The sequence below is a fragment of the Cobetia sp. UCD-24C genome (assembly GCF_001306765.1).
In the GTDB taxonomy this organism is placed as follows: Bacteria; Pseudomonadota; Gammaproteobacteria; order Pseudomonadales; family Halomonadaceae; genus Cobetia; species Cobetia amphilecti.
This window is the reverse complement of record NZ_LJTD01000002.1, coordinates 70998-90203: the sequence shown is the minus strand read 5'-3', so window position 1 is coordinate 90203 and position 19206 is coordinate 70998. Positions and strand designations below refer to the sequence as shown.

Below are 19206 nucleotides of genomic sequence, written 5' to 3'. Positions count from 1 at the left end.
GTGGCGCAGATGCGTGGCGAGAACGGTGCGCGCAACCCTCACCCGACCTCTGCGCAATATGGGAATATCCTACCGTCATGCCGTGAGGGCGACCAATTGAGCCGAGCCGCCAGTTGATAGACACCGCCAATGAAGATGACGTCCTGCCGGTGACAGGCATGCGAGCCATCGCGGCGGGCGAGAAATTCGCGCGCGAGTCGCGTAAAATGCGTCGCCGACCCTTGAGGGCGCTCCTGCTGTCGCGCTATCACCCGTCCGCCGGCCGCTCTCATCTCTCGATCATCCTGCTCCGGATTTACGTTCCGGCCCGCATGAGGACCCTTCGCATGACCGACACTCCCGACCTGACTGCCGCATCTGATCAGGCCAGCGCCCCGCAGCTGACCAGCACATCTGCCTCCACCCGCCCCAGCCCGCTGGCGCCGCAGCATGTGGTCTGCGCGCTCTACAAGTTCGTCACCCTCGAGGACTTCGAGGCGCTGCGCGACCCGCTGCTGGCGGTGATGAACGAGCACGCCATCCGCGGCACCCTGCTGCTGGCCCGCGAAGGCATCAACGGCACCGTGTCCGGCTCACGCGCCGGCATCGATGCGCTGCTCGCCTGGCTGACCAGCGACCCGCGTCTGGCCGAGCTCGACACCAAGCAGTCACTGGCCGAGCAGGCACCCTTCCTGCGCGCCAAGGTCAAGCTCAAGCGCGAGATCGTCACCATGGGCGTCGAGGGCATCGATCCGCGTCACACCGTCGGGACCTATGTGGAGCCGAAGGACTGGAATGCGCTGATCTCCGATCCTGAAGTACTGCTGATCGACACGCGCAATGACTATGAGGTGGAAGTGGGGACCTTCGCCGGTGCCGTCAACCCGAACACCACTGCCTTCCGTGATTTCCCGGACTACGTCTCGCGTGAGCTGGACCCGACACAGCACCGCAAGGTGGCGATGTTCTGCACCGGCGGCATTCGCTGCGAGAAGTCCACGGCCTATCTCAAGGAGCAGGGCTTCGATGAGGTCTATCACCTCAAGGGCGGCATCCTGAAGTATCTGGAAGAGGTGCCCGAGGAAGAGACGCTGTGGCAGGGCGAGTGCTTCGTGTTCGATGAGCGCGTCACCGTCGACCACCAGCTGCGTCCCGGCCAGTACGACCAGTGCCATGCCTGCCGCCTGCCGATCACCGAGGAAGACAAGCAGAGCGAGCGCTACCAGAAAGGCGTCAGCTGCCCGCGTTGCTACGACAAGCTGAGCGACGCCCAGAAGGCGCGTTTCGCCGAGCGCGAGAACCAGATTCGCCTCGCCAGAGAACGTGGCGAAGCCCACCTGGGTATGGATGCCGTCGCCCAGATGCAGGCGCGGCGCGATGCCAAGCAGCAGCAGCGTGAAGCCGCCCGTCGTGCCGCGCTGGAAGCCAGCAAGAAGCGCTGATAGCAGCCAACGCCGCTTTCGCTACCCGAACACCCCGTCTCGACGGGGTGTTCTGCGTTGCAGGCTCACTCAATCGGCCACACCCGCCGAGTGAGGCAGCGAACGCAGCAGCTCCAGCACGGCATTCAGCCGTCGGCTGCGCTGCTGACCACTGCGCCACAACAGTCCGACCGTCTCGCCCTCACCGGGCAGTCGACGCGCGATCAGCCCTTCACCAAGCCGCGAATCGGCCAGGTTCTCCGCCAGCACGCTGACTCCCAGGCCAGCCTCCAGCATCACGCCGAGGCCGGAAATCGAATTGGCCTCCAACAAGGGCGAGGGCTGCAGCCCCAGCAGCTCGAACTGCTGATTGAGGCGCCGCCGCTGCTGCATCTCCGGCGTCAGCAACACCAGCGGGTAGTCACGCAGGCACTCCCACTGCGGCGCGTCGGGCAGGCGGAAATGCGCCTGACTGGCGATCAAGGCCGAATGCTCCTGATAGAGCGGCCGACAGGCGAAGCCGCTCATGGCCGGCGCCGCAGGGTAGCCGACCGCAAGATCCAGCTCGCCATCCTCGAGCCCCTGGGCCAGCGATGAGGTCGACAGCTCGCGCAGGCGCAGCGAGAGCTGCGGAAAGGCCTCACGCAGCCGCGGCAGAAACTCGCCGACCGCCGCCAGCGCCGACGGCACCACGCCCAGTGACAGGCGGCCGGTCAGCACCGCGCCCGGCGACAGGTCTCCCTTCAGCTCATCCAGCTCGGCGAGAATGCGCCGTGCGTGGGTCAGCACGCGCTCCCCTTCCGGGGTGAAGCCCTCGAAGCGGTGGCCGCGCAATATCAGCGCCGTGCCTAGCTCCTCCTCGAGCTGCTTGAGGCGCGCCGACAGCGTCGGCTGGGTGACATGACAGACCCGTGCGGCGCGACCGAAATGGCGCTCACTGGCCAGCGCGACCAGAAAACTCAACTGTCGATGATCCATGTCGGGCCCTTGGCTCGCGGTGGCGGGAGTGACGTACGCTGAGGGCGCATGCCGTCAGCGCTATGATGACGCAAGGCGGCCCGTCAGTCAGCACGCCTGCATGTCTGGCGATCAGACACGAAAACGCCCGGCGCGATGGCCGGGCGTTGGATATCACCACTATCCGGGGCGTCGCTTATTGAGCGGCGTCCTGGACAGCTTCGCCAGCATGCTCGACATCCTGGCCGGCACCGTCAACGGTGTTGCAGCCGGAAAGCGCGGCCAGAGTGAAGAAAGAGGCGAAGATGAGTGCAATGGTGCGGGACATGGTCATGCTCCTTGCGGTAGTGAATATCGAGAAATCTCGTAAAGACGCCAGTTCCTGCGCCTCTACCCTCATACCTTGGGCCGCCCCATAGGCTTTCAAGGGGTGAGATTCATGTTTTGTTCACTCGCCGCCCATGTCATGGACAGTGCCATCAACTGGCCGATTCCTCGATGGAACCCCCAAGGTGTTCGAGATCTTCCCCGAAACCTTCCACGGTATTGCAGCCACCCAACAGCAGGCCGATCAGCAGCGCGGTGCCAGTCATCATCATGAATCGTCGCATGGGCATTCCTCTCTCTCGGGCAATCAGCTGGCGGCGTTGTCGATCGAACCGCCCAGATGCTCCAGGTCCTTGCCGAAACCGGCCACGGTATTGCAGCCGGACAGACTCACACTGGCCACCAACAGGGCAGCCACCATCAAACGCGTCATTCTCATCACTTCTCTTCCTGATCAACGGCCAATGAAGGTAAGACACTCTCACTGACCGAAGGTGCCAATACTCAGCGATTTACCAGCAGAATCTTGCCCAGCGCCTCGCCGGACTCCAGCAACTCATGCGCCTTGGCGACGTCACGGAAGCTGAACTGGTGCTCGTCGAGCAGCGGACGTACCGCGCCGGCCTCCAGCATCTCGCTCAAGGCGTTAAGCAGCTCCGGCTGGTCGTCCATGCCGATACCGGTCAGCAGCGGTACCGAGCGGAAGATGACGTGCAGCGACAGGTTCTTGGAGTGCAGCTGAGTCAGGTCGTGGGTCGAGCGGGTGTTGATGGAGCACAGACGACCGGAGGTCGCGGTGGCCTCGATGGAGCGATCCAGGTTGTCGCCACCGACGGTGTCGAAGACCAGATCGAAGCCACGCCCGGAGGTCAGGCGTGTCACGTAGTCCGCGACCGCTTCCTCGCGGTAGTTGATGATCTCGTCGGCGCCCAGCTGGCGCGCCAGGTCCGCCTTGGCTTCGCTGGACACGGTGGTGGTGACATGTGCGCCGAGATACTTGGCGATCTGTACCGCGACATGGCCGACGCCGCCGGTGCCGGCGTGGATCAACACGTGCTCGCCTTCCTTGATCTGACCGCGCGAGACCAGTGCCGTCCAGGCCGTCAGGAACACCAGCGGCAAGGCCGCGCACTCTTCCAGCGTCAGCGCCGCCAGGCTCGGGCGCTTCACGATCACACGGGTGTCGGCGATCATGTAGTCCGCCAGAGCGCCCTGCCAGCCCTTGACGCCACCGGCGCAGCCCAGCACTTCATCCCCGACGGAGAAGTCCGATACGCCTTCGCCGACGGCATCGATCACCCCGGAGACATCGCCATTGAGAATGGCCGGGAATTCCGGGTGCGACTTGACCAGCCCGCTGCGCAGCTTGGTCTCGATCGGGTTGATGCTGGAAGCCGTCACCTTGATACGCACCTGCCCCCGCGCCGGTGTCGGGGTCTCCAGTTCGCGCTCGACGAACACTTCGGGACCGCCGTACTGCTCGATGACCATGGCTTGCATGAGGAAAGACTCCTGAACGATGAAGGAAGAGACGCCATAGCCGGGCTCGGCGCCATCATGAATAGGGGGTGAGCGGCATGGCAGTGTGTCGACAGGACAGACTGGCATTTCGCTCAGATTACCGCGAGCTTACTCCGTGTCTTGCATAAGGTCAGCATCAGGCCAGCATCAGGCCAGCATCAGGTCAGCGCCAGCTTGAGCACGATGATGAAGATGACCGCGACCGTCAGCCACTTGACCCACCGCGCGCCCGCGGGACTCATGTTGACCCGCGCGCCGAGGAAGGCGCCGCTCATGTTGCCGACCGCCAGTACCAGACCGTAGGCCCAGCGCACCTGACCATCGAACACGAACACCGCCAGCGCCGGCAGGGTATACATCAACACGATGAAGACCTTGAAGACGTTGACCTGGGTCAGGTCGATCTTGAGCAGCCGATAGAGCACCACGATGAACAGCACGCCGACACCGACCTGAATGAAGCCACCATAAATGCCGATGCCGAACATCGCCAGCAACACCACGGGCGTGATGCGCTCCGGCGTCAGTTCACGGGTGTCGATGCGCGGCGTCGGCAGCAGCATCATGATCGAACACACCACCATCACCACGATCAGGACGCTCTCGAAGGCCTCGGCACTGATGCGGGTCGCCAGCCAGGCGCCCAGCATGGCGCCTGCCACGGCGGGTACGGCCAGCCGCCAGGCCACCCCCATGTTGTGCGCGCCCGCCTTGAGGAAGGTGCTGGTCGCGGTCGCACTCTGCAACGCGATCGCCACGCGGTTGGTGGCATTGGCCTGCGCAGGCGGCAGGCCGAGAAACATCAGCAATGGCAGCGTCAGCATCGAGCCACCCGCCGACAGCACATTGATGAAACCGGCCACGCCACCCAGTGCGATCAGCGCCACTACGCTGATCAGATCAAGGCCGCTGGTCAGCCCTGCAAAATCCGACATCATGCCGACATTCCTTGTCCCGCCATCCCGTTGAGTGAAGACGCCCGCGGCAAACAGGCCCCAGAGCGCGCGATGCCCGACACACCACCCTCGCGACTGAGCGGGGGAAAGTGATGCCGGGCATCGTTCATAGCATATCGCGTCGCGTCACGCCTGCTTCAGCCACATCGGCTGACGCGTCTGGCGCTCATCCGACACGCCTGGCTCAGTGCGCCAGCGCTTCCTGCCGGCCACTCTGACGCACACTGTAGGTCAGCACGCCCAGGAAGATGACCAGGCCTGCGAGGTCGTAGGTCAGCTGACCATGCGGCCACAGCATCAGTGCACCGAGCGGGAACATCGCCAGACGCAGCCACCAGGGCAGCTCGTGCTCCAGATAGCCTTCCAGACCCGCGACGATGGCGTAGATTCCGAACAGCGCGAACACGAACACCGTCAGCATCTCGCCGATGTCACCGGAGATCAGCGGGCTCCAGGCGAACAGCAGCGGCACGATGTAGAGACCCTTGGCGATCTTCCAGGCCATCAGGCCGGTCTTCATCGGCGGTGTGCGGGCGATCGCGGCTGCCGCGAAGGCGGTCAGGCAGACCGGCGGCGTGACGTTGGAATCCTGGGACAGCCAGAAGATGATCATGTGGGCACTCACCAGCGCCATGGTCAGCACATGCGGCGACAGCGCCTGCTCATACAGCTGGCTCTGGAAGGTATCCGGCACCAGCGCCAGCAGTTCGCGGGCGGCGTCCATGCTCATCGGCGCGCCCAACAGGTCCAGCTTGTCCGGTGCGGCCAGCATGAAGATGGCCTTGGCCTGCTCCGGCAGGTTGCCCGCCGCCAGCAGATCCACCAGCTGGGAATGGGCGATCAGGTTGTAGAGCGCCGGGGCGGACAGCGTGCCCAGCACGATATAGGACGCCGTCACCGGTAGGCCCATGCCCAGAATCAATGACGCCAGCGCGATCAGGATGATGGTGATCAGCAGGCTGCCACCCGCCCAGTCGGTAATCATCAGCGAGAAGGTGTTGCCGATACCGGTGGTGGAGACGACGTTGACGATCAGGCCGACAGTGATCAGCAGGATCGCCGTGGTGGTCATGTTGCGCACCCCGGCCAGCATCGCCTCGATGATGTCACCGAGCTTCATCGGATTCTTCGACAGCCACGAGGCCGCGATGACGGACAGGATCGCGATGCCGGCGGCGTAGGTCGGCGTGAAGCCGTAGATCAGTGCACCGACCAGCACGAACAGCGGTGCCAGATAGTGCCAGCCATCCTTGAGCACGTCCTTGAGGCGCGGGCCCTGCGGGTCATCCAGCGCCGTGGCGTCGGAGCGCTTGGCCTCGATGCGCACGAACATGGCCACCGACAGGAAGTAGAGCAGCGCCGGCAAGGCGGCCACGCCGACGATGGTCAGGTACGGCACCTGGGTGTAGGACGCCATGATGAAGGCGCCCGCGCCCATCACCGGCGGCATCAGCTGACCACCGGTCGAGGCAGCAGCCTCGACGCCTGCCGCGAAGCGCGCCGGGAAGCCGGCACGGCGCATCAGCGGAATCGTGATCACGCCGGTTGAGACGGTGTTGGCGACACTCGAGCCGGACACCGAGCCCATCAGGCCGGAGGCGAACACCGCCACGAAGCCCGGGCCACCCTTGAAGCGACCCGCCGCGCAGCGCGCCAGATCGATGATGAAGTCACCCGCGCCGGACTTGACCAGAAAGGCCCCGAACAGGATGAACATGAACACGTAGGACCAGGAGATGCGCGCGATGGAGCCCAGCATCCCTTCGCCGCCGATGAAGCTTCTGAACAGCACCGTCTCCCAGGTCAGGCCCGGGAAGTTGAACACGCCACCGACATACTTGCCCCACCAGGCCACGTAGGTCAGCGCGATCAGACACAGCACCGGGATGAACCAGCCGGTGGTGCGACGCGCGAACTCGAGGATCAGACCGACCGCGACGATGGAGACCACCCAGTCCGCGGTGGAGAACACCACGCCGCGGTCATAGAGCGCATCCTCGAAGCCGATCAGGTAGAGGCCGCAACCCAGTGCCGCCAGCCCCAGCATGACATCCACGCCCAGCACCCAGCGCTTGGCACCATCACTGGCCGGCGTCAGCATCGGAATGGTCAGCGCGCACAGCAGACCGAACAGGCCATAGTGCAAAGCGCTCACCCACAGCTCCGACAGGGTCGAGACGGTGTTGAAGTACAGGTGTGCCAGACAGATGACGATGGAGATCACGAAGACGGCACGCCCCAGCCAGGGCAGTTCCATGCGCCACGGCGCAGCTTCGGCGGATTCGTCGCGCACACCGGAGAGATCCGGCTCCTGCGCTTCGCTATCAGTGGGACGAGAGGGCTCTGGCGAGCGGGAATCATGCATGGCGTTGCCTCAAAACGGGATCAGACAGCGATGGCGCAGCGACGACTTGCGTCACCATGCGCCCGGGCTTGCGAGGAGAATACGGGCTTCTACAGCAATCAATCGTGGGCACTGCTCTGGTCCTGCGCCTGCCACTTTGCCCACGCGGGGCTGTGTGATGGCGCCGGACCGGCGGTGGTTTATTGGTCTGGGAAACTGCGCTGCCCTCACCGCCGCCAGAGGCGAGCGATGAGGGCAGCGGGAACATCAGGAGTGGATCACTCGGCGATCAGGCGCGCCGGAATCTCGATGCCCTGCTCCTTGAAGTAACGTGCGGCACCCGGGTGCAGCGGCAGTGGCAGACCCGCGATGGCCTTGTCGATGGCCATGGCCTTGGTGGCCGGGTGGATGTTGTTCAGGAACGGCAGGTTCTCGTACATGGTCTTGGTGATCTGATAGACGTCTTCTTCGGAGACATCATCACGCACCACCAGGATGTTCGGCTGGGCGATGGTGTTGATCGCCTCGTCTTGGCCCGGGTAGGTGCCAGCGGCGATTTCATACGGAGTCCACAGTTCGAACTGGGAGTTGACCTTGGCCAGCTGCTCTTCGGTGAAGTCCAGCGTGGTGATCTCGCCGCCCAGGTTGGCGTAGGCACGGGTCACGGCGGAGGCCGGTGCGCCGGCCGGAATGTTCATGCCGTCGATGTTGCCGTTCTGCATCGCGTCGGCGCTCGGGCCATAGCCCATGTAGGCCAGATCCATCTTGTCGGCATCGATGCCCAGCTGCTCGAGGATGAAGCGACCCGAGCCTTCGGTACCGGAGTTCTTCTTGCCGATGGAGAAGCTCTTGCCGTAGAAGTTGGTCATGTCCTCGATGGTGCCGGACTTGACCTCATCGTTGCGGGCCACGAAGTGCTCGACGTTCTGCCACAGCATCGAGATGCTGCGCAGGTTCTTGTGCGCCTTGTTGACCGGCGGGGTGCCATTCCATGCCCAGGCGCCGTAGAGGCCCTGGATGATGCCGAACTGGGCCTGGTCCTCTTCCATCAGCTTGAGGTTCTCGCCGGAACCGGCAGAGGAGATCGCGGACACGGAGATGCCGGCGGTCGGCTCGAGCTTGACCTTGATCAGCGTGGAGAGTGCCACGCCGACCGGGTAGAAGGTGCCACCGGTGGTGGCGGTACCCATGATGTACTTGCCTTCCGCCTGAGCCACGGCACTGAGACCAAGAGAGGCTGCGATGGCGAGACCGAGACCGGCCTTGAGGAACTGGCGCTTTTGCATGGAGTGACTCCTTGGCGAACCTGCCGGGCGCAGGTTGAGCATTCTTGTAATGTGGGTAGGCAGACGGACATTGCGGCTGAGCAGGCTCTGGTCCTGGGCGGTGCTGGCCATGTCGCGACCGACAATGCGCAAGGTAGCCCTCTTTTGCGTGGGGCGTTCGTTGCGAGCCTCTGCTTCAGCGTAGGAAGAAGGTTAGCAACTGTCCGCGCGGCGCGGTATTTGGCGATGGGGGCATTGCGCAGCCCCCACAGCGCGCACGGGCAATCCGCAAAGTGGCAGGATTCTGCCGATCTGGTCACACTGAGGGCATTCGCGGGCGTTCACGCCAGGGAGTCCGCCACGATTCGGGTTACCCTTTGCCCTCGACTCACGCCCGCCCTGCTCCATCCGATCAAGGAGAGACGATGACCCCCTTCAGCCTTCACCCGCAGCTGGACGCCGACACCCACTTCGTGGCCGACCTGCCGCTGTGCACCGTGCGCCTGATGAACGATGCGCGCTATCCGTGGCTGGTACTGATTCCGCGCCGCGATGCCATCCGCGAGATCTACGAGCTGGACAGCAGCGCCCAGCAGCAGCTGTGGCAGGAAACCACGCAACTGGGCGAGCTGCTGATGACGGTAAGCGGCGGCGAGAAGCTCAATATCGGCGCACTGGGCAACATGGTGCCGCAGCTGCACATGCACGTGATCGCCCGCCGCAGCGATGATGCAGCCTGGCCAGGGCCGGTGTGGGGCGTCGGCACGGCCGAGCCCCACGACAGCGAAGCGCTGACGGTGCTGGTCGACACCCTGCGCATGAAGATCGCCGAGCTGCCGAGCTATTCCTACTGACAGCGTCACCTGCGCTTTCACTGACATCTGCGCTCTCGCAGACACTGTCATCTACGCTCTCACATCTACGACAACGGGGCCCAATGGGCCCCGTTGTCGTATCTTGCTGGTAGCAAGCAGTAGCTAGTAAGCGACAGGTAGCAAGCGGCACGCCTGTTATGGCGCCGCAGACCTCACTCGTCGCCGGATCTCACTCGTCGCCTGAGGTCTGCCCTGACGACCTCGGGCCCAGAGGGCTCTGGAGGGAGGTGCCCGGCGCCGAGCGATCGAAGGGCGAAGCACCGCGACCGGTGGGAGAATCCAGCGCCTTGAGACTGCTGGCGACCAGCAAAGCGCCAAAGACCGTGATGATGATGCCGCCGAGCAGCCCGACCAGTGCCGCCCACGGCCACTGACGACGCGCACGGCCGTTTGAGTGCGGCCCACCCAGGCGCGAGCCGGCCGCCGCCAGCCGTCCGCTGGCCTTCATGATCAAGGTGACCATCGCCACGCTGCCCACCGTCAACGCGGTGCCCAATGACATCGCCAGCACCGCCAGCACGCCGCTGCCGACCATGTTCAACGCCAGCGCGGCCAGCAAGACCAGAATCGCGCCGGAACACGGCCGCAGGCCGATCGCCAGCACCGCCATGCCCATGGTGCGCCAGTCGCCACTGGCCTGCTCCGCCGTCACGCCATGCGCATGGCCGCAACCACAGTCATGCCCGTGTGAATGATCGTGGCCGTGAGAGTGAGAGTGAAAGTGAGATTGAGAATGTGAGTGGTCGTGGCCAGGCGACGGCTCGAACGCCAGCCCCTGCATCGCTGGCGCCTGCGGCGTTCCCGCGCTTGAGACAGGCTGTGCCCTGACAACACGCCATAGCGTGCGAGCGGCGCGCCACAGCAGCAACAGCCCCAGCACCAGCACCCCGAGATGACTGAGCAGGGTGACCTTCTCGACCTGCCCGAGCACATCACGCCCCGCCCAGTCAAGCAGACCCGCCCCGAGACCGACCAGCACCAGCGCACTGACGCCCTGCAGCAAGGCCGCCAGCAACGACAGCCACAGCGCACGACGCCGGACGATGGGGTGGCTGACCAGCAGCGTACTGATCACGACCTTGCCATGCCCGGGGCCCGCGGCATGCAGCACGCCATAGGCGAAGGACAGCCCGATCAGCGCCCAAGGCGTGCCGGGATGCGCGGCAAGCTCACTCATGGCTCGCCCCAGCGAGCGCTGGAAACGCGATTGCTCGGCGAAGATCCATCCCAGCGCCTCGCCCCAGCCCTGCACCAGGCTTGGCCAGAGCGCCATGCCCAGCACGAGCAGCCCGCAGCCGACCGCCAGCCAGCCGGCCAGGCGCCGCCCCCGCGACGAGGCCGGCTTCAGCAGGCCATCACGCATGCCCTTGAGGCTCTTGATATCGCCAAGCCCGCTGGTGTCCTTCGGCTCACTGCTCATCAGCCACCTCACAGCTGACACTGCCGACCTCGGCGAAATACTGGCCGAGATCCATCGGTGCGGTGGCGTTGATATCCAGCATCGAGGCCTCGGCGACCTTGGACGGGTCCGGGTCGGCCGGCGTGATGCCCGGCGTGCAGCTCAGCGCCGAGTCCTGCCCTTCCAGCCCGCTCACCACCAGCCCTTGCTGCACGGCGATGGCATCCGGGTCATGCAGAATCTCGATGTAATAGGTGGGGTCATAGATGCGATAACTGAGGGTGTGGCCAGCCATCGCGACCGGCTCGGCCAGCGGCAGCTCCATCTGGAAGGCGACACGCTCGCCCTTGAGCCAGGTGGTCTGGCGCGTCGCCTTGCCAAGCGCCACGGGTTCGCCGTCCAGCGTGACATGGGTGTAGTAATCGAACTGCGACAGATTGGCCAGAATCTCGCTGCCCAGCACATCGAGGCGCTGCTCCATGCTGGTATCGTCCTCGAGCGCGGCCAGCTCCTGACGCAGCGTCAGGCTGTAGAAGGGGTCGAGCAGCCAATACTGGCGCATCGCGACGGCCCGCCCCTGGTCATCGAGGCGCAGCGTCACCCGCAGATCGACCCAGCCATGCGGATGCGCGGCGGCAGGCTGACTGGCCACCAGGGTGCCCAGCATCAGCAACGGCGTCAGCCAGGCGACGGGGCGCAGGCTGTGACGAGACGGGAAACGCGCCAGCGCGGACGACAGCGCCGCCACCAGGCGATGAACAGCAACAGACATCGGGAAACTCCGGCAGAACGTCACGGGGACGACAGGAAGGGATCGGCAGGATGTTACTTCATGACAAAACGGGCGGCATCCCGACGCAGCCCGAGGACACCTTCGACAGGCAACGGTGACGGTCAGTTCGCCGAATCATCATGGCCATGGCGAAAGTCTTCACGGCGCAGCCCGTATTTGTGCATCTTGAGATTGAGCGTACGCCGCGGCAGTGCCAACTCCTCCAGCACCTGAGCGATGTTGCCGCGTGCGCGGGTCAAGGCGGCGCGAATCAAGGTCGACTCGAACATCGCCACCTGTGCCGCCAGCCCATGCTCCTCGCTGTTCGCCAGCGCCTCGTCGCTCGCGCCATTGCCGGTCTCGCCTGCGTCCTGCTCCGCTGAGGCATTGCCCGGTGCGGAGGACTGCCGCGTCGTGGGCGATTCCCCCAGCACCACGCGGCGACTGGCGGCCTGACGCAGCTGCCACAGATTGCCCGGCCACTCCGCCGCCATCAACGCGGCCAGCTCACCGCTGGCGAAGGGTTGCGCCTCCACCTCATGCACCTCGGCGGCCTGACGGCTGAAATGCGCCATCAGCAACGGGATGTCCTCGCGCCGCTCGCGCAGGGCGGGTGTCGTCAGTTCGATCTCGGCCAGTGCATGGCCGAGAGTACGCGTCAGCGGCCCACTTGCCATCACGTCGCCCACGCTGCACTGCGCGCTGCACACCAGCCGTGGCGCCTGGCGGGCGCCGTCCTCACGCGTGGCGATCCAGCCGTCCAGCCACTGCCATTGCGTGCCACTCAGGTGGTCCACCTCATGCAGCAGCAAGGTATTGGCCACAGGACATGCCGCGAGTGCATCCTCGATCGCGCCCGCCAGTACTTCCGCGCCCTCTGCCCTGGCTTGCGACAGGGGCGCGCATTCCACTCGCGCCAGCAAGGCCGTCGCCGCCATCGGCATGGCAGCAGATGAGGCCGACGCGTCGGCAGGCGGCGCATGCTCGGCCAGTGCCAGCGCCAGAGTGCTGCGCCCGCTGCCCGCCTCGCCGCTGATCCAGACGCGCGCAGGATGTCCGCGCAATTCAAGCAGTCGCTCACGCAGCTGGCGAATCTGACGGCTCTCGCCCCGCAGCAGACCACTGAGGCCGCGCACGCTCAAGCGGCGGCGCAGGCGTTGGTTTTCATCACTCAGACGCCGCCCCGCCAGCGCCTGACGCAGCTTGAGCTCCAGCGCTTCGGGGTCAAACGGCTTCTCGATGAAGTCACGGGCGCCGCCCTGCATCGCGGCGACGGCCGTGGCGACATCACCGTGACCGGTCATCATCAGCACCGGCAGCTCCGGCGCCTTTAGCGCAAGCCGCGCCAGCAACGTCAGGCCATCCATGCCCGGCATGCGGATATCGCTGATCACCACGCTGACCGGCTCGGCGGCGGCCAGGGCTTCCAGCAGCGCCTCGGCGCGCGAGAAGCAGCGCAGATGGATCTCGGCCAGCTCCAGCCACTGGGCGAGGGATTCGCGCACCGCCGGATCATCATCCACCAGCCATACCGGCGCCTCGCGGGTCAGATCGCTGTCCTGCTGCAAGCGCAGCTCTGCCGGTTCCAGCCCCGTGGTGGCAAACTCCTCTGCGCCCTCGAAGCCATCGCTGTCATGCGTATAGCCTGTCATTCGTGCATATACCCCGTCATGTCACGGATTGCTGCCCGCTGCCGTGTTGTTCGGTGCCGTCGGCTGCATGCGTTGCCTCCGACGCCGGCGTGCGTAGCCACAATTCGAAGCAGGCGCCGCCCAGCGCAGAGCCCTCAGCCAGCGAGGAGCCTTCAGCCAGTGAGGAGCCCTCAGCCGGTTCAGACACAGAAGCGCCATCGGCCAGACGCAGCAGGCCACCGAGGTCGCGCGCCAGGCCATAACTCAGAAACAGCCCCATCCCCATGCCTTCTCCGACCTCACGTGTGGTGGTGAAGGGATCGAACAGCGTGGCACGCAGCGCAGGGTCGATGCCGGGGCCGTTGTCCTCGATGCGCAGACATCCACCCGGCTGCCCCTCAAGACTGGCCACTGCCGGCCAGGCCTGCCAACTGAGGCGCAGCCGCGGGGCCGCGCGCTCGTCGCTCTGCTGATCGGCCTGCTGTGCTCTCTGCTCCCCTTCCAGCGCATCGAGCGCATTGCGGATCAGGTTGGTCAGCAACTGCTCGAGACGCACCTGTTCGCCCATCACGATGATGTCTCGGGGCAGCGCGCCCTGCTCCACCGTCAGGTCGAGGGCGGTGACTCGCTCGGCGAGCAGTTCCAGCGCGAAGTCGATGCGCGGCGCCAGCGCCAGGGCGACGGGCGCCTGCTGACTGGCCGGACGCACGAAGACCCGCAACTGGCGAATCATGTCGGCCAGACGCTCGGACAGCTCACTGATGCGCGTGAAGTTGCTGGCGGCGGATTCGGCGGCACGCGCGGTCAGCTCGGGGCGCGTTGCGGCGGAGGCGATGCCCCGCGCCAGCAGCTTGCCGCCGCTGGCGGCATAGGTGCGAATGCCGACCAGCGGCTGATTGAGCTCATGAGCGATACCGGCCGCCATGGTGCCCAGCGCGGCCAGCTTGCCGGCCTGCACCAGCTCGTCACGCGTGTCCTCGAGTTCGCGCGAGCGCTGGGCGACCCGCTCCTCGAGGCGCTCGTTGATCTCGCGCATCATCACCGCTTCACGCCGAATCAGCCCCAGACGCGCCTGACGCTCGCGCATCCACAGCGCCATCATCGCCAGTCCCAGAATCACGGCGAGCCCGACCAGCACCACATTGCGCGCCTGGATATAGAGTGGCCGCAGCGGCATCAGAAAATGCAGCTGCCAGCCCAGCGGCCCGCTGGCCAGCGACTCATCCAGATAACGCTGGCCCATCGCCGCCGTCGGCAGCCGCGCGATCTCCGACGCCGCCAGTTCGTGGTTGTCGCCCAGCACCAGGCTGCCGTCCTCCAGCTCCCGCGACAGTGGTGTCAGCGGCGCCCCGCGAAACTGCTGCTGTGCCCGAATGCTGTCCAGCGCCTGCGGCTCGATCGCCTCCAGCGCGCGATACTTCCAGTTGCGCCGCGAGGCCAGCAGGACGATGCGATTGGCATCGGCGAGCAGCACCGTCTCCCCCGCCTGGCGCCAGGTATCTTCCAGCGCCTCCAGCGAGACCTTGACCACCATGACGCCCAGCGGCTCGCCCTCGACCCCGAGTACCGGCGCCGAGACGAAATAGCCGGGGCGCCCGGTGGTATTGCCGACGGCGAAGAACTCGCCGCGCCCGCGCGCCAGGGCATCGATGAAGTAGGGGCGGTAGTCGTAGCGATAGCCGACGAAGCTGTCTGGCTCATCGAAGTTGCTCGCGGCCACGGTCATGCCGTCGCGGTCGGTCAGGAAGATGGCCGCCGCGCCGGAGGCACGCGCGACACGCCGCAGATGCTGGTTGAGATCACTGCTCGAACCGAGGGGAGCGGCAGCACTGGCGGCGTCGCGTTCGTCTGAGGGGATAACAGGCGGCGTTGCCGCAGGCGGAACGCCCTGCTCGCCAAGGGCGATACGCACACGGGCCTGGCGCGCCAGCAATTCCGGCAGCCACTGGAAGCGCGATAACTCGGCATTCAGCGTGCTGGCATAGAAATTCAGGCGAGTCGCGGCGTGCTGGCGGGCATCACGCTCGCCACGCGCCAGCTCCCAGTGCCAGAGAGCAAACAAGGCCATCAGCCCGGCCAGCAGACTGGCCGAGAGCGCCAACCAGGCCAGACGCCGACGGCGCAGCGCACTCAGCGTCATGGGCCATCACACCGCGCGAGCGCGGGCTCGACCGGGCTCCGGTACTGCCCGCCTGCAGAGTGGTGGACAAGGCCAGAGAGGCGACGCCGAGGGCCGCCTCGTGGGGTTGTCATGCGTGGGGTTGGCATGCGCGGGGCGGTCACGGCGCGCCGATCACCGGCACGGTGCGCGCATCCAGAGCCACGGCGACCTCCACCAGCAGGTTGTCGAGGCGGCCCGGCGCGATATCGGCACCATTGCTGTCACCGCTCACGCTGAGACGAATCTGGCCGTTGACCTCGCTCACCCAGGCTTCCAGCGCCAGCGGCGGCCGGGCAGCGTAGCTGGCATCGAGGCGCTCGAGGTCCGGGTCTGCGCGCTCGATGATGAAGCCACGCTCCGCCAGCGTCGTCAGCAGGGTGACGAAGACCTGCTGGGAGGTCAGGGTGCCGCTGTTGGGGGCGATCACCGCGGTGCGCGAGTCCGGCGCATGGGTCGGCTGATTCATGCAGCCACCCAGTACCAGCAGGCCGGCGAGCAGCGTCGCGAGCCCCAGACGTTGCCACAGCGAGCGTGGAGATGCCTTGCGCATGTTCATCAGCGAACCTCCCGTGGATCACGACCCGCCAGCGCAGCCTGCAGCTGACGCTCGATCTGGCGGCAGCTGTCGCTGTCATTGTGAGGACGGGCATCGATGACGTAGCCGCCCTGATTGATGACCTGCTCATCGCGGATCACGCGCACGCGCTCATCCGGCGCGACCAGCGAGATGCGCTCGAAGCTGATCGGGTCATCGCGGAAGGTGTCATTGCCGACGCCCACGCCGAAATCATTGCCCGCCGCGATGCCATAGCCCACCGAGAAGCCGATGCGCGAGCCGAAGGGCCCATCGATCGCGCCCAGGCCAGGCTGGTCCACCTTGCGCTCACCCGTCACCACGCCCAGCGCCTGTTCGCTCTCGCGGATCTTGTAGCCACGGGCCTCGACGACCTGCGCCGCGGCACGCAACCACTGATTGGCATCGCCCTCACGCGGGAAGATGCAGGCTTCGGGCAGGCCAGCGCTGTCATTCGCGGCCAGCGGGTCCTTGCCGGACAGGGCCGAGCAGCCGCTCAGCAGCACCAGCCCCACTGCGAGCAGTGTCATGCGCGGCAGGCGCGAGCGCGCTGACGTGTCAGCCACGCTCGGCCGTGCGGGAAATTCGGGAAGTCGATGGAGCATGCGAACGTCTCCGGTCAGCCACTTGAGCCGGCGCTGCATCACGATTTTCACACCATGAGACACACCAGAGGCACTAGACTGACACATAAGTCTTGTAGGGTTTCTGCATAATTATGGTATCGAGACAGCGGGATACCCTGGATGCAGGAAGCCTCATCTTAGCGCCCAGCCGTGCCAGCGCCTACCGTATCCAGCCCCCGACAATGCAAGCCAAGACCGTACCGCCATTGCCATTTCGCAGGATGATCACGCAACGCCAGCGCTGCCAGGGCCGCTCGCTCGGCGCGCAAACCGCCGGTCAGCGCGCGCAACACTGGTTACATATGGAAACGATATCGCGCGGACAACTCACGACGCTACAGGTTCAATAAGTTACCATTATCGACGAATAGGCAATCAGGGAGAGAAATTTATGTCAGAAAATGCCGACCAGCCCACGGTCGCCAAGATCAATCCGCCAGTCTTCTTCGGCTCCGCCGTGGTGATTCTGGCGTTCGTGATCTTCACGGTCGCCATGCCGGATACCGCGCAGACCGCCTTCGGTCATGTCCAGACCTGGATCATCGACACCGTCGGCTGGTTCTACCTGCTGGCCATGGGCGTGTTCGTGATCTTCACGCTGGGTCTCGCCTTCTCGAGCTATGGCGACATCAAGCTGGGGCCAGACCATTCCGAGCCTGATTTCAGCTACGGCTCCTGGTTCGCGATGCTGTTTTCCGCGGGCATGGGCATCGGCCTGATGTTCTACGGTGTCGCCGAGCCTGTCTTCCACTTCACTGCGCCTCCGGTCGGCGATGCCGGCACCGTCGAGGCCGCGCGTGAAGCCATGAAGACCACCTTCTTCCACTGGGGCATCCACGCCTGGGGCGTCTATGCCGTGGTGGCGCTGGCGCTGGCCTACTTCAGCTTCCGCCACAACCTGCCGCTGCGCATCAGCTCTGCGCTGTATCCGCTGATCGGCAAGCGCATCCATGGCCCGATCGGCCATGCCGTCGATATCTTCGCCGTCTTCGGCACCATGTTCGGGGTCGCGACCTCGCTGGGTCTGGGCGTGCTGCAGGTCAGCTCCGGTCTGCATTACCTGTTCGATATCGACAACGACCTGACCACCCAGATCATCCTGATCGCCATCATCACCTGTCTGGCGACCGTTTCCGTGGTCATGGGTCTGGACGGCGGCATCCGTCGTCTCTCCGAGCTGAACCTTGGCCTGGCACTGGCGCTGATGCTGTTCGTGCTGTGCGTGGGCCCGACCATCTTCCTGCTGCAGACGCTGATCCAGAACATCGGTGGCTACCTCAGCGAAGTGGTCGACAAGACCTTCAACATGTTCGCCTATATCCCGGAAGATGGCCCGTCCAAGTGGCTGGGTGGCTGGACCCTGTTCTACTGGGGCTGGTGGATCGCGTGGTCCCCGTTCGTGGGCATGTTCATCGCACGCGTCTCGCGTGGCCGCACCATCCGTGAATTCGTCTACGGCGTGCTGTTCGTGCCGATGGGCTTCACCTTCCTGTGGCTGACCTTCTTCGGCGACAGCGCCCTGCACATGCTGCTGACCGATACCGCGGGCAACCTGGCAGAAGCGGTCTCCGCCGATGCATCCGTGGCACTGTTCAAGTTCCTGGAGCTGTTCCCGTTCGGTAGCATCACCTCCATGCTGGCCACCCTGCTGGTCGTGACCTTCTTCGTCACCTCCTCGGATTCCGGCTCGCTGGTCATCGACATGCTGACCTCCAAGGAAGGTGACGAATCTCCGGTCTGGCAGCGTGTCTTCTGGGCCTTTTCCGAAGGTTTCGTCGCCGTGGCGCTGCTGATGGCGGGTGGCCTGGGCGCTCTGCAGACCGCCTCGCTGGCCTCTGCCCTGCCGTTCGCGATCATCCTGATGTTCGTCTGCTATGGCCTGCTCAAGGCACTGCGTCTCGAGGGCGTCAAGCAACGCTCCATGCAGCACCTGAGCAACACGCCGGGCCACACCGCCGGTGGCGCACGCAGCTGGCAGAAGCGCGTCCAGACCCTGGTCGAGACGCCGCGACAGAAGAACGTCGAGCAGTACCTGATCAACACCGTCACGCCGGCACTGGCGGATGTCGCGAAGGAATTCGAGGCCCAGGGCCTGGATACTCGCGTCAATGACGAGGAAGACCGCAGCTATCTGCAGGTCAGCCACGGCGAGGAAGTCGACTTCGTCTACGGTGTGCGGGTGCGCGAATATGCAGCACCGGCCTTCGCGCTGCGCAACGTCAAGCGCAAGGGCACCAGCGACGTGGAACGCCATTACCGCGCCGAGGTCTTCCTGCGTGAAGGTGGCCAGACCTATGACGTCATGGGTTACACCAAGGAGCAGGTGATCGGCGACGTGCTGGACCAGTACGAGAAGCACATGCACTTCCTGCACATGGCGCGCAACTGACGCCTGAGC

Annotated in this window: 17 protein-coding genes; 3 read left to right on the top strand and 14 right to left on the bottom strand. The window is 65.2% G+C overall.

The genetic code is table 11. The features are described from left to right. The first annotated feature begins 326 nt into the window (after nt 1–326). On the top strand, nt 327–1421 hold the full coding sequence (trhO, locus tag AOG28_RS02720; RefSeq protein ID WP_082388182.1) for an oxygen-dependent tRNA uridine(34) hydroxylase TrhO: 1095 nt from the start codon (nt 327–329) through the stop codon (nt 1419–1421). A 69-nt stretch (nt 1422–1490) separates the two neighbouring features. Here the strand turns inward: trhO and AOG28_RS02715 are convergent, their stop codons facing one another. The 8 genes from AOG28_RS02715 to AOG28_RS02690 form a co-directional block, all read right to left on the bottom strand. Continuing rightward, on the bottom strand, nt 1491–2378 hold the full coding sequence (locus AOG28_RS02715) for a LysR family transcriptional regulator (RefSeq protein WP_082388181.1): 888 nt from the start codon (nt 2376–2378) through the stop codon (nt 1491–1493). A 175-nt stretch (nt 2379–2553) separates the two neighbouring features. Continuing rightward, nucleotides 2554–2685, bottom strand: coding sequence for an entericidin A/B family lipoprotein (locus AOG28_RS02710; protein ID WP_043333217.1), 132 nt, complete (start codon nt 2683–2685; stop codon nt 2554–2556). 151 nt (nt 2686–2836) lie between these two features. Next, on the bottom strand, nt 2837–2968 hold the full coding sequence (locus tag AOG28_RS17585) for an entericidin A/B family lipoprotein (protein ID WP_131431188.1): 132 nt from the start codon (nt 2966–2968) through the stop codon (nt 2837–2839). Nucleotides 2969–2991: 23 nt separating this feature from the next. Beyond that, nucleotides 2992–3123, bottom strand: a complete 132-nt coding sequence (locus tag AOG28_RS17525) for an entericidin A/B family lipoprotein (RefSeq protein WP_082388179.1) — start codon at nt 3121–3123, stop codon at nt 2992–2994. 65 nt (nt 3124–3188) lie between these two features. Then, nucleotides 3189–4184 (bottom strand): zinc-dependent alcohol dehydrogenase family protein, encoded by a 996-nt coding sequence (locus tag AOG28_RS02705; protein ID WP_054555249.1) that lies wholly within the window; start codon nt 4182–4184, stop codon nt 3189–3191. A 179-nt stretch (nt 4185–4363) separates the two neighbouring features. Further along, nucleotides 4364–5143 carry a sulfite exporter TauE/SafE family protein gene (locus AOG28_RS02700; RefSeq protein ID WP_235506923.1) on the bottom strand — a complete coding sequence of 260 codons (780 nt, stop codon included), beginning with the start codon at nt 5141–5143 and terminating at the stop codon, nt 4364–4366. A 202-nt stretch (nt 5144–5345) separates the two neighbouring features. Further along, nucleotides 5346–7418, bottom strand: coding sequence for a TRAP transporter permease (locus tag AOG28_RS02695; RefSeq protein ID WP_152965327.1), 2073 nt, complete (start codon nt 7416–7418; stop codon nt 5346–5348). Between the two features lie 365 nt (nt 7419–7783). Continuing rightward, entirely contained in the window at nt 7784–8791 is a 1008-nt protein-coding gene (locus AOG28_RS02690) for a TAXI family TRAP transporter solute-binding subunit (RefSeq protein ID WP_043333219.1), read from the bottom strand. Nucleotides 8792–9195: 404 nt separating this feature from the next. On the opposite strand from AOG28_RS02690, the gene AOG28_RS02685 reads away from it, so the two are divergent. Next, nucleotides 9196–9624 (top strand): HIT domain-containing protein, encoded by a 429-nt coding sequence (locus tag AOG28_RS02685; RefSeq protein WP_054555248.1) that lies wholly within the window; start codon nt 9196–9198, stop codon nt 9622–9624. Nucleotides 9625–9814: 190 nt separating this feature from the next. Here AOG28_RS02685 and AOG28_RS02680 read toward each other — a convergent pair whose 3' ends face one another. The 6 genes from AOG28_RS02680 to AOG28_RS02655 all read right to left on the bottom strand — a co-directional run bounded on the left by AOG28_RS02680 (nt 9815) and on the right by AOG28_RS02655 (nt 16787). Further along, nucleotides 9815–11065 carry a nickel/cobalt transporter gene (locus tag AOG28_RS02680; protein ID WP_054555247.1) on the bottom strand — a complete coding sequence of 417 codons (1251 nt, stop codon included), beginning with the start codon at nt 11063–11065 and terminating at the stop codon, nt 9815–9817. After that, nucleotides 11055–11816, bottom strand: a complete 762-nt coding sequence (locus AOG28_RS02675) for a DUF1007 family protein (RefSeq protein ID WP_082388178.1) — start codon at nt 11814–11816, stop codon at nt 11055–11057. The genes AOG28_RS02680 and AOG28_RS02675 overlap by 11 nt, the downstream gene beginning before the upstream one ends. A 122-nt stretch (nt 11817–11938) precedes the next feature. After that, nucleotides 11939–13468, bottom strand: a complete 1530-nt coding sequence (locus AOG28_RS02670) for a sigma-54-dependent transcriptional regulator (protein ID WP_082388177.1) — start codon at nt 13466–13468, stop codon at nt 11939–11941. Nucleotides 13469–13484: 16 nt separating this feature from the next. Then, the gene (locus AOG28_RS02665) at nt 13485–15587 is read right to left on the bottom strand and encodes a sensor histidine kinase (RefSeq protein WP_054555246.1); all 2103 of its coding nucleotides are present in this window, start codon (nt 15585–15587) and stop codon (nt 13485–13487) included. A gap of 139 nt (nt 15588–15726) precedes the next feature. Next, entirely contained in the window at nt 15727–16164 is a 438-nt protein-coding gene (locus tag AOG28_RS02660; protein ID WP_043333222.1) for a hypothetical protein, read from the bottom strand. Then, the gene (locus AOG28_RS02655) at nt 16164–16787 is read right to left on the bottom strand and encodes a hypothetical protein (protein ID WP_054555245.1); all 624 of its coding nucleotides are present in this window, start codon (nt 16785–16787) and stop codon (nt 16164–16166) included. The genes AOG28_RS02660 and AOG28_RS02655 overlap by 1 nt, the downstream gene beginning before the upstream one ends. A 412-nt stretch (nt 16788–17199) precedes the next feature. On the opposite strand from AOG28_RS02655, the gene AOG28_RS02650 reads away from it, so the two are divergent. Beyond that, the gene (locus AOG28_RS02650) at nt 17200–19197 is read left to right on the top strand and encodes a BCCT family transporter (protein WP_054555244.1); all 1998 of its coding nucleotides are present in this window, start codon (nt 17200–17202) and stop codon (nt 19195–19197) included. Nucleotides 19198–19206 lie beyond the last annotated feature (9 nt).

What these genes read in the sequence shown, in the direction of transcription:
- trhO (WP_082388182.1), top strand. Translation starts at nt 327, where the DNA reads ATGACCGACACTCCCGACCTGACTGCCGCATCTGATCAGGCCAGCGCC.
- AOG28_RS02715 (WP_082388181.1), bottom strand. Translation starts at nt 2,378, where the DNA reads ATGGATCATCGACAGTTGAGTTTTCTGGTCGCGCTGGCCAGTGAGCGC.
- AOG28_RS02710 (WP_043333217.1), bottom strand. Translation starts at nt 2,685, where the DNA reads ATGTCCCGCACCATTGCACTCATCTTCGCCTCTTTCTTCACTCTGGCC.
- AOG28_RS17585 (WP_131431188.1), bottom strand. Translation starts at nt 2,968, where the DNA reads ATGCGACGATTCATGATGATGACTGGCACCGCGCTGCTGATCGGCCTG.
- AOG28_RS17525 (WP_082388179.1), bottom strand. Translation starts at nt 3,123, where the DNA reads ATGAGAATGACGCGTTTGATGGTGGCTGCCCTGTTGGTGGCCAGTGTG.
- AOG28_RS02705 (WP_054555249.1), bottom strand. Translation starts at nt 4,184, where the DNA reads ATGCAAGCCATGGTCATCGAGCAGTACGGCGGTCCCGAAGTGTTCGTC.
- AOG28_RS02700 (WP_235506923.1), bottom strand. Translation starts at nt 5,143, where the DNA reads ATGATGTCGGATTTTGCAGGGCTGACCAGCGGCCTTGATCTGATCAGC.
- AOG28_RS02695 (WP_152965327.1), bottom strand. Translation starts at nt 7,418, where the DNA reads ATGGAACTGCCCTGGCTGGGGCGTGCCGTCTTCGTGATCTCCATCGTC.
- AOG28_RS02690 (WP_043333219.1), bottom strand. Translation starts at nt 8,791, where the DNA reads ATGCAAAAGCGCCAGTTCCTCAAGGCCGGTCTCGGTCTCGCCATCGCA.
- AOG28_RS02685 (WP_054555248.1), top strand. Translation starts at nt 9,196, where the DNA reads ATGACCCCCTTCAGCCTTCACCCGCAGCTGGACGCCGACACCCACTTC.
- AOG28_RS02680 (WP_054555247.1), bottom strand. Translation starts at nt 11,065, where the DNA reads ATGAGCAGTGAGCCGAAGGACACCAGCGGGCTTGGCGATATCAAGAGC.
- AOG28_RS02675 (WP_082388178.1), bottom strand. Translation starts at nt 11,816, where the DNA reads ATGTCTGTTGCTGTTCATCGCCTGGTGGCGGCGCTGTCGTCCGCGCTG.
- AOG28_RS02670 (WP_082388177.1), bottom strand. Translation starts at nt 13,468, where the DNA reads ATGACAGGCTATACGCATGACAGCGATGGCTTCGAGGGCGCAGAGGAG.
- AOG28_RS02665 (WP_054555246.1), bottom strand. Translation starts at nt 15,587, where the DNA reads ATGACGCTGAGTGCGCTGCGCCGTCGGCGTCTGGCCTGGTTGGCGCTC.
- AOG28_RS02660 (WP_043333222.1), bottom strand. Translation starts at nt 16,164, where the DNA reads ATGAACATGCGCAAGGCATCTCCACGCTCGCTGTGGCAACGTCTGGGG.
- AOG28_RS02655 (WP_054555245.1), bottom strand. Translation starts at nt 16,787, where the DNA reads ATGCTCCATCGACTTCCCGAATTTCCCGCACGGCCGAGCGTGGCTGAC.
- AOG28_RS02650 (WP_054555244.1), top strand. Translation starts at nt 17,200, where the DNA reads ATGTCAGAAAATGCCGACCAGCCCACGGTCGCCAAGATCAATCCGCCA.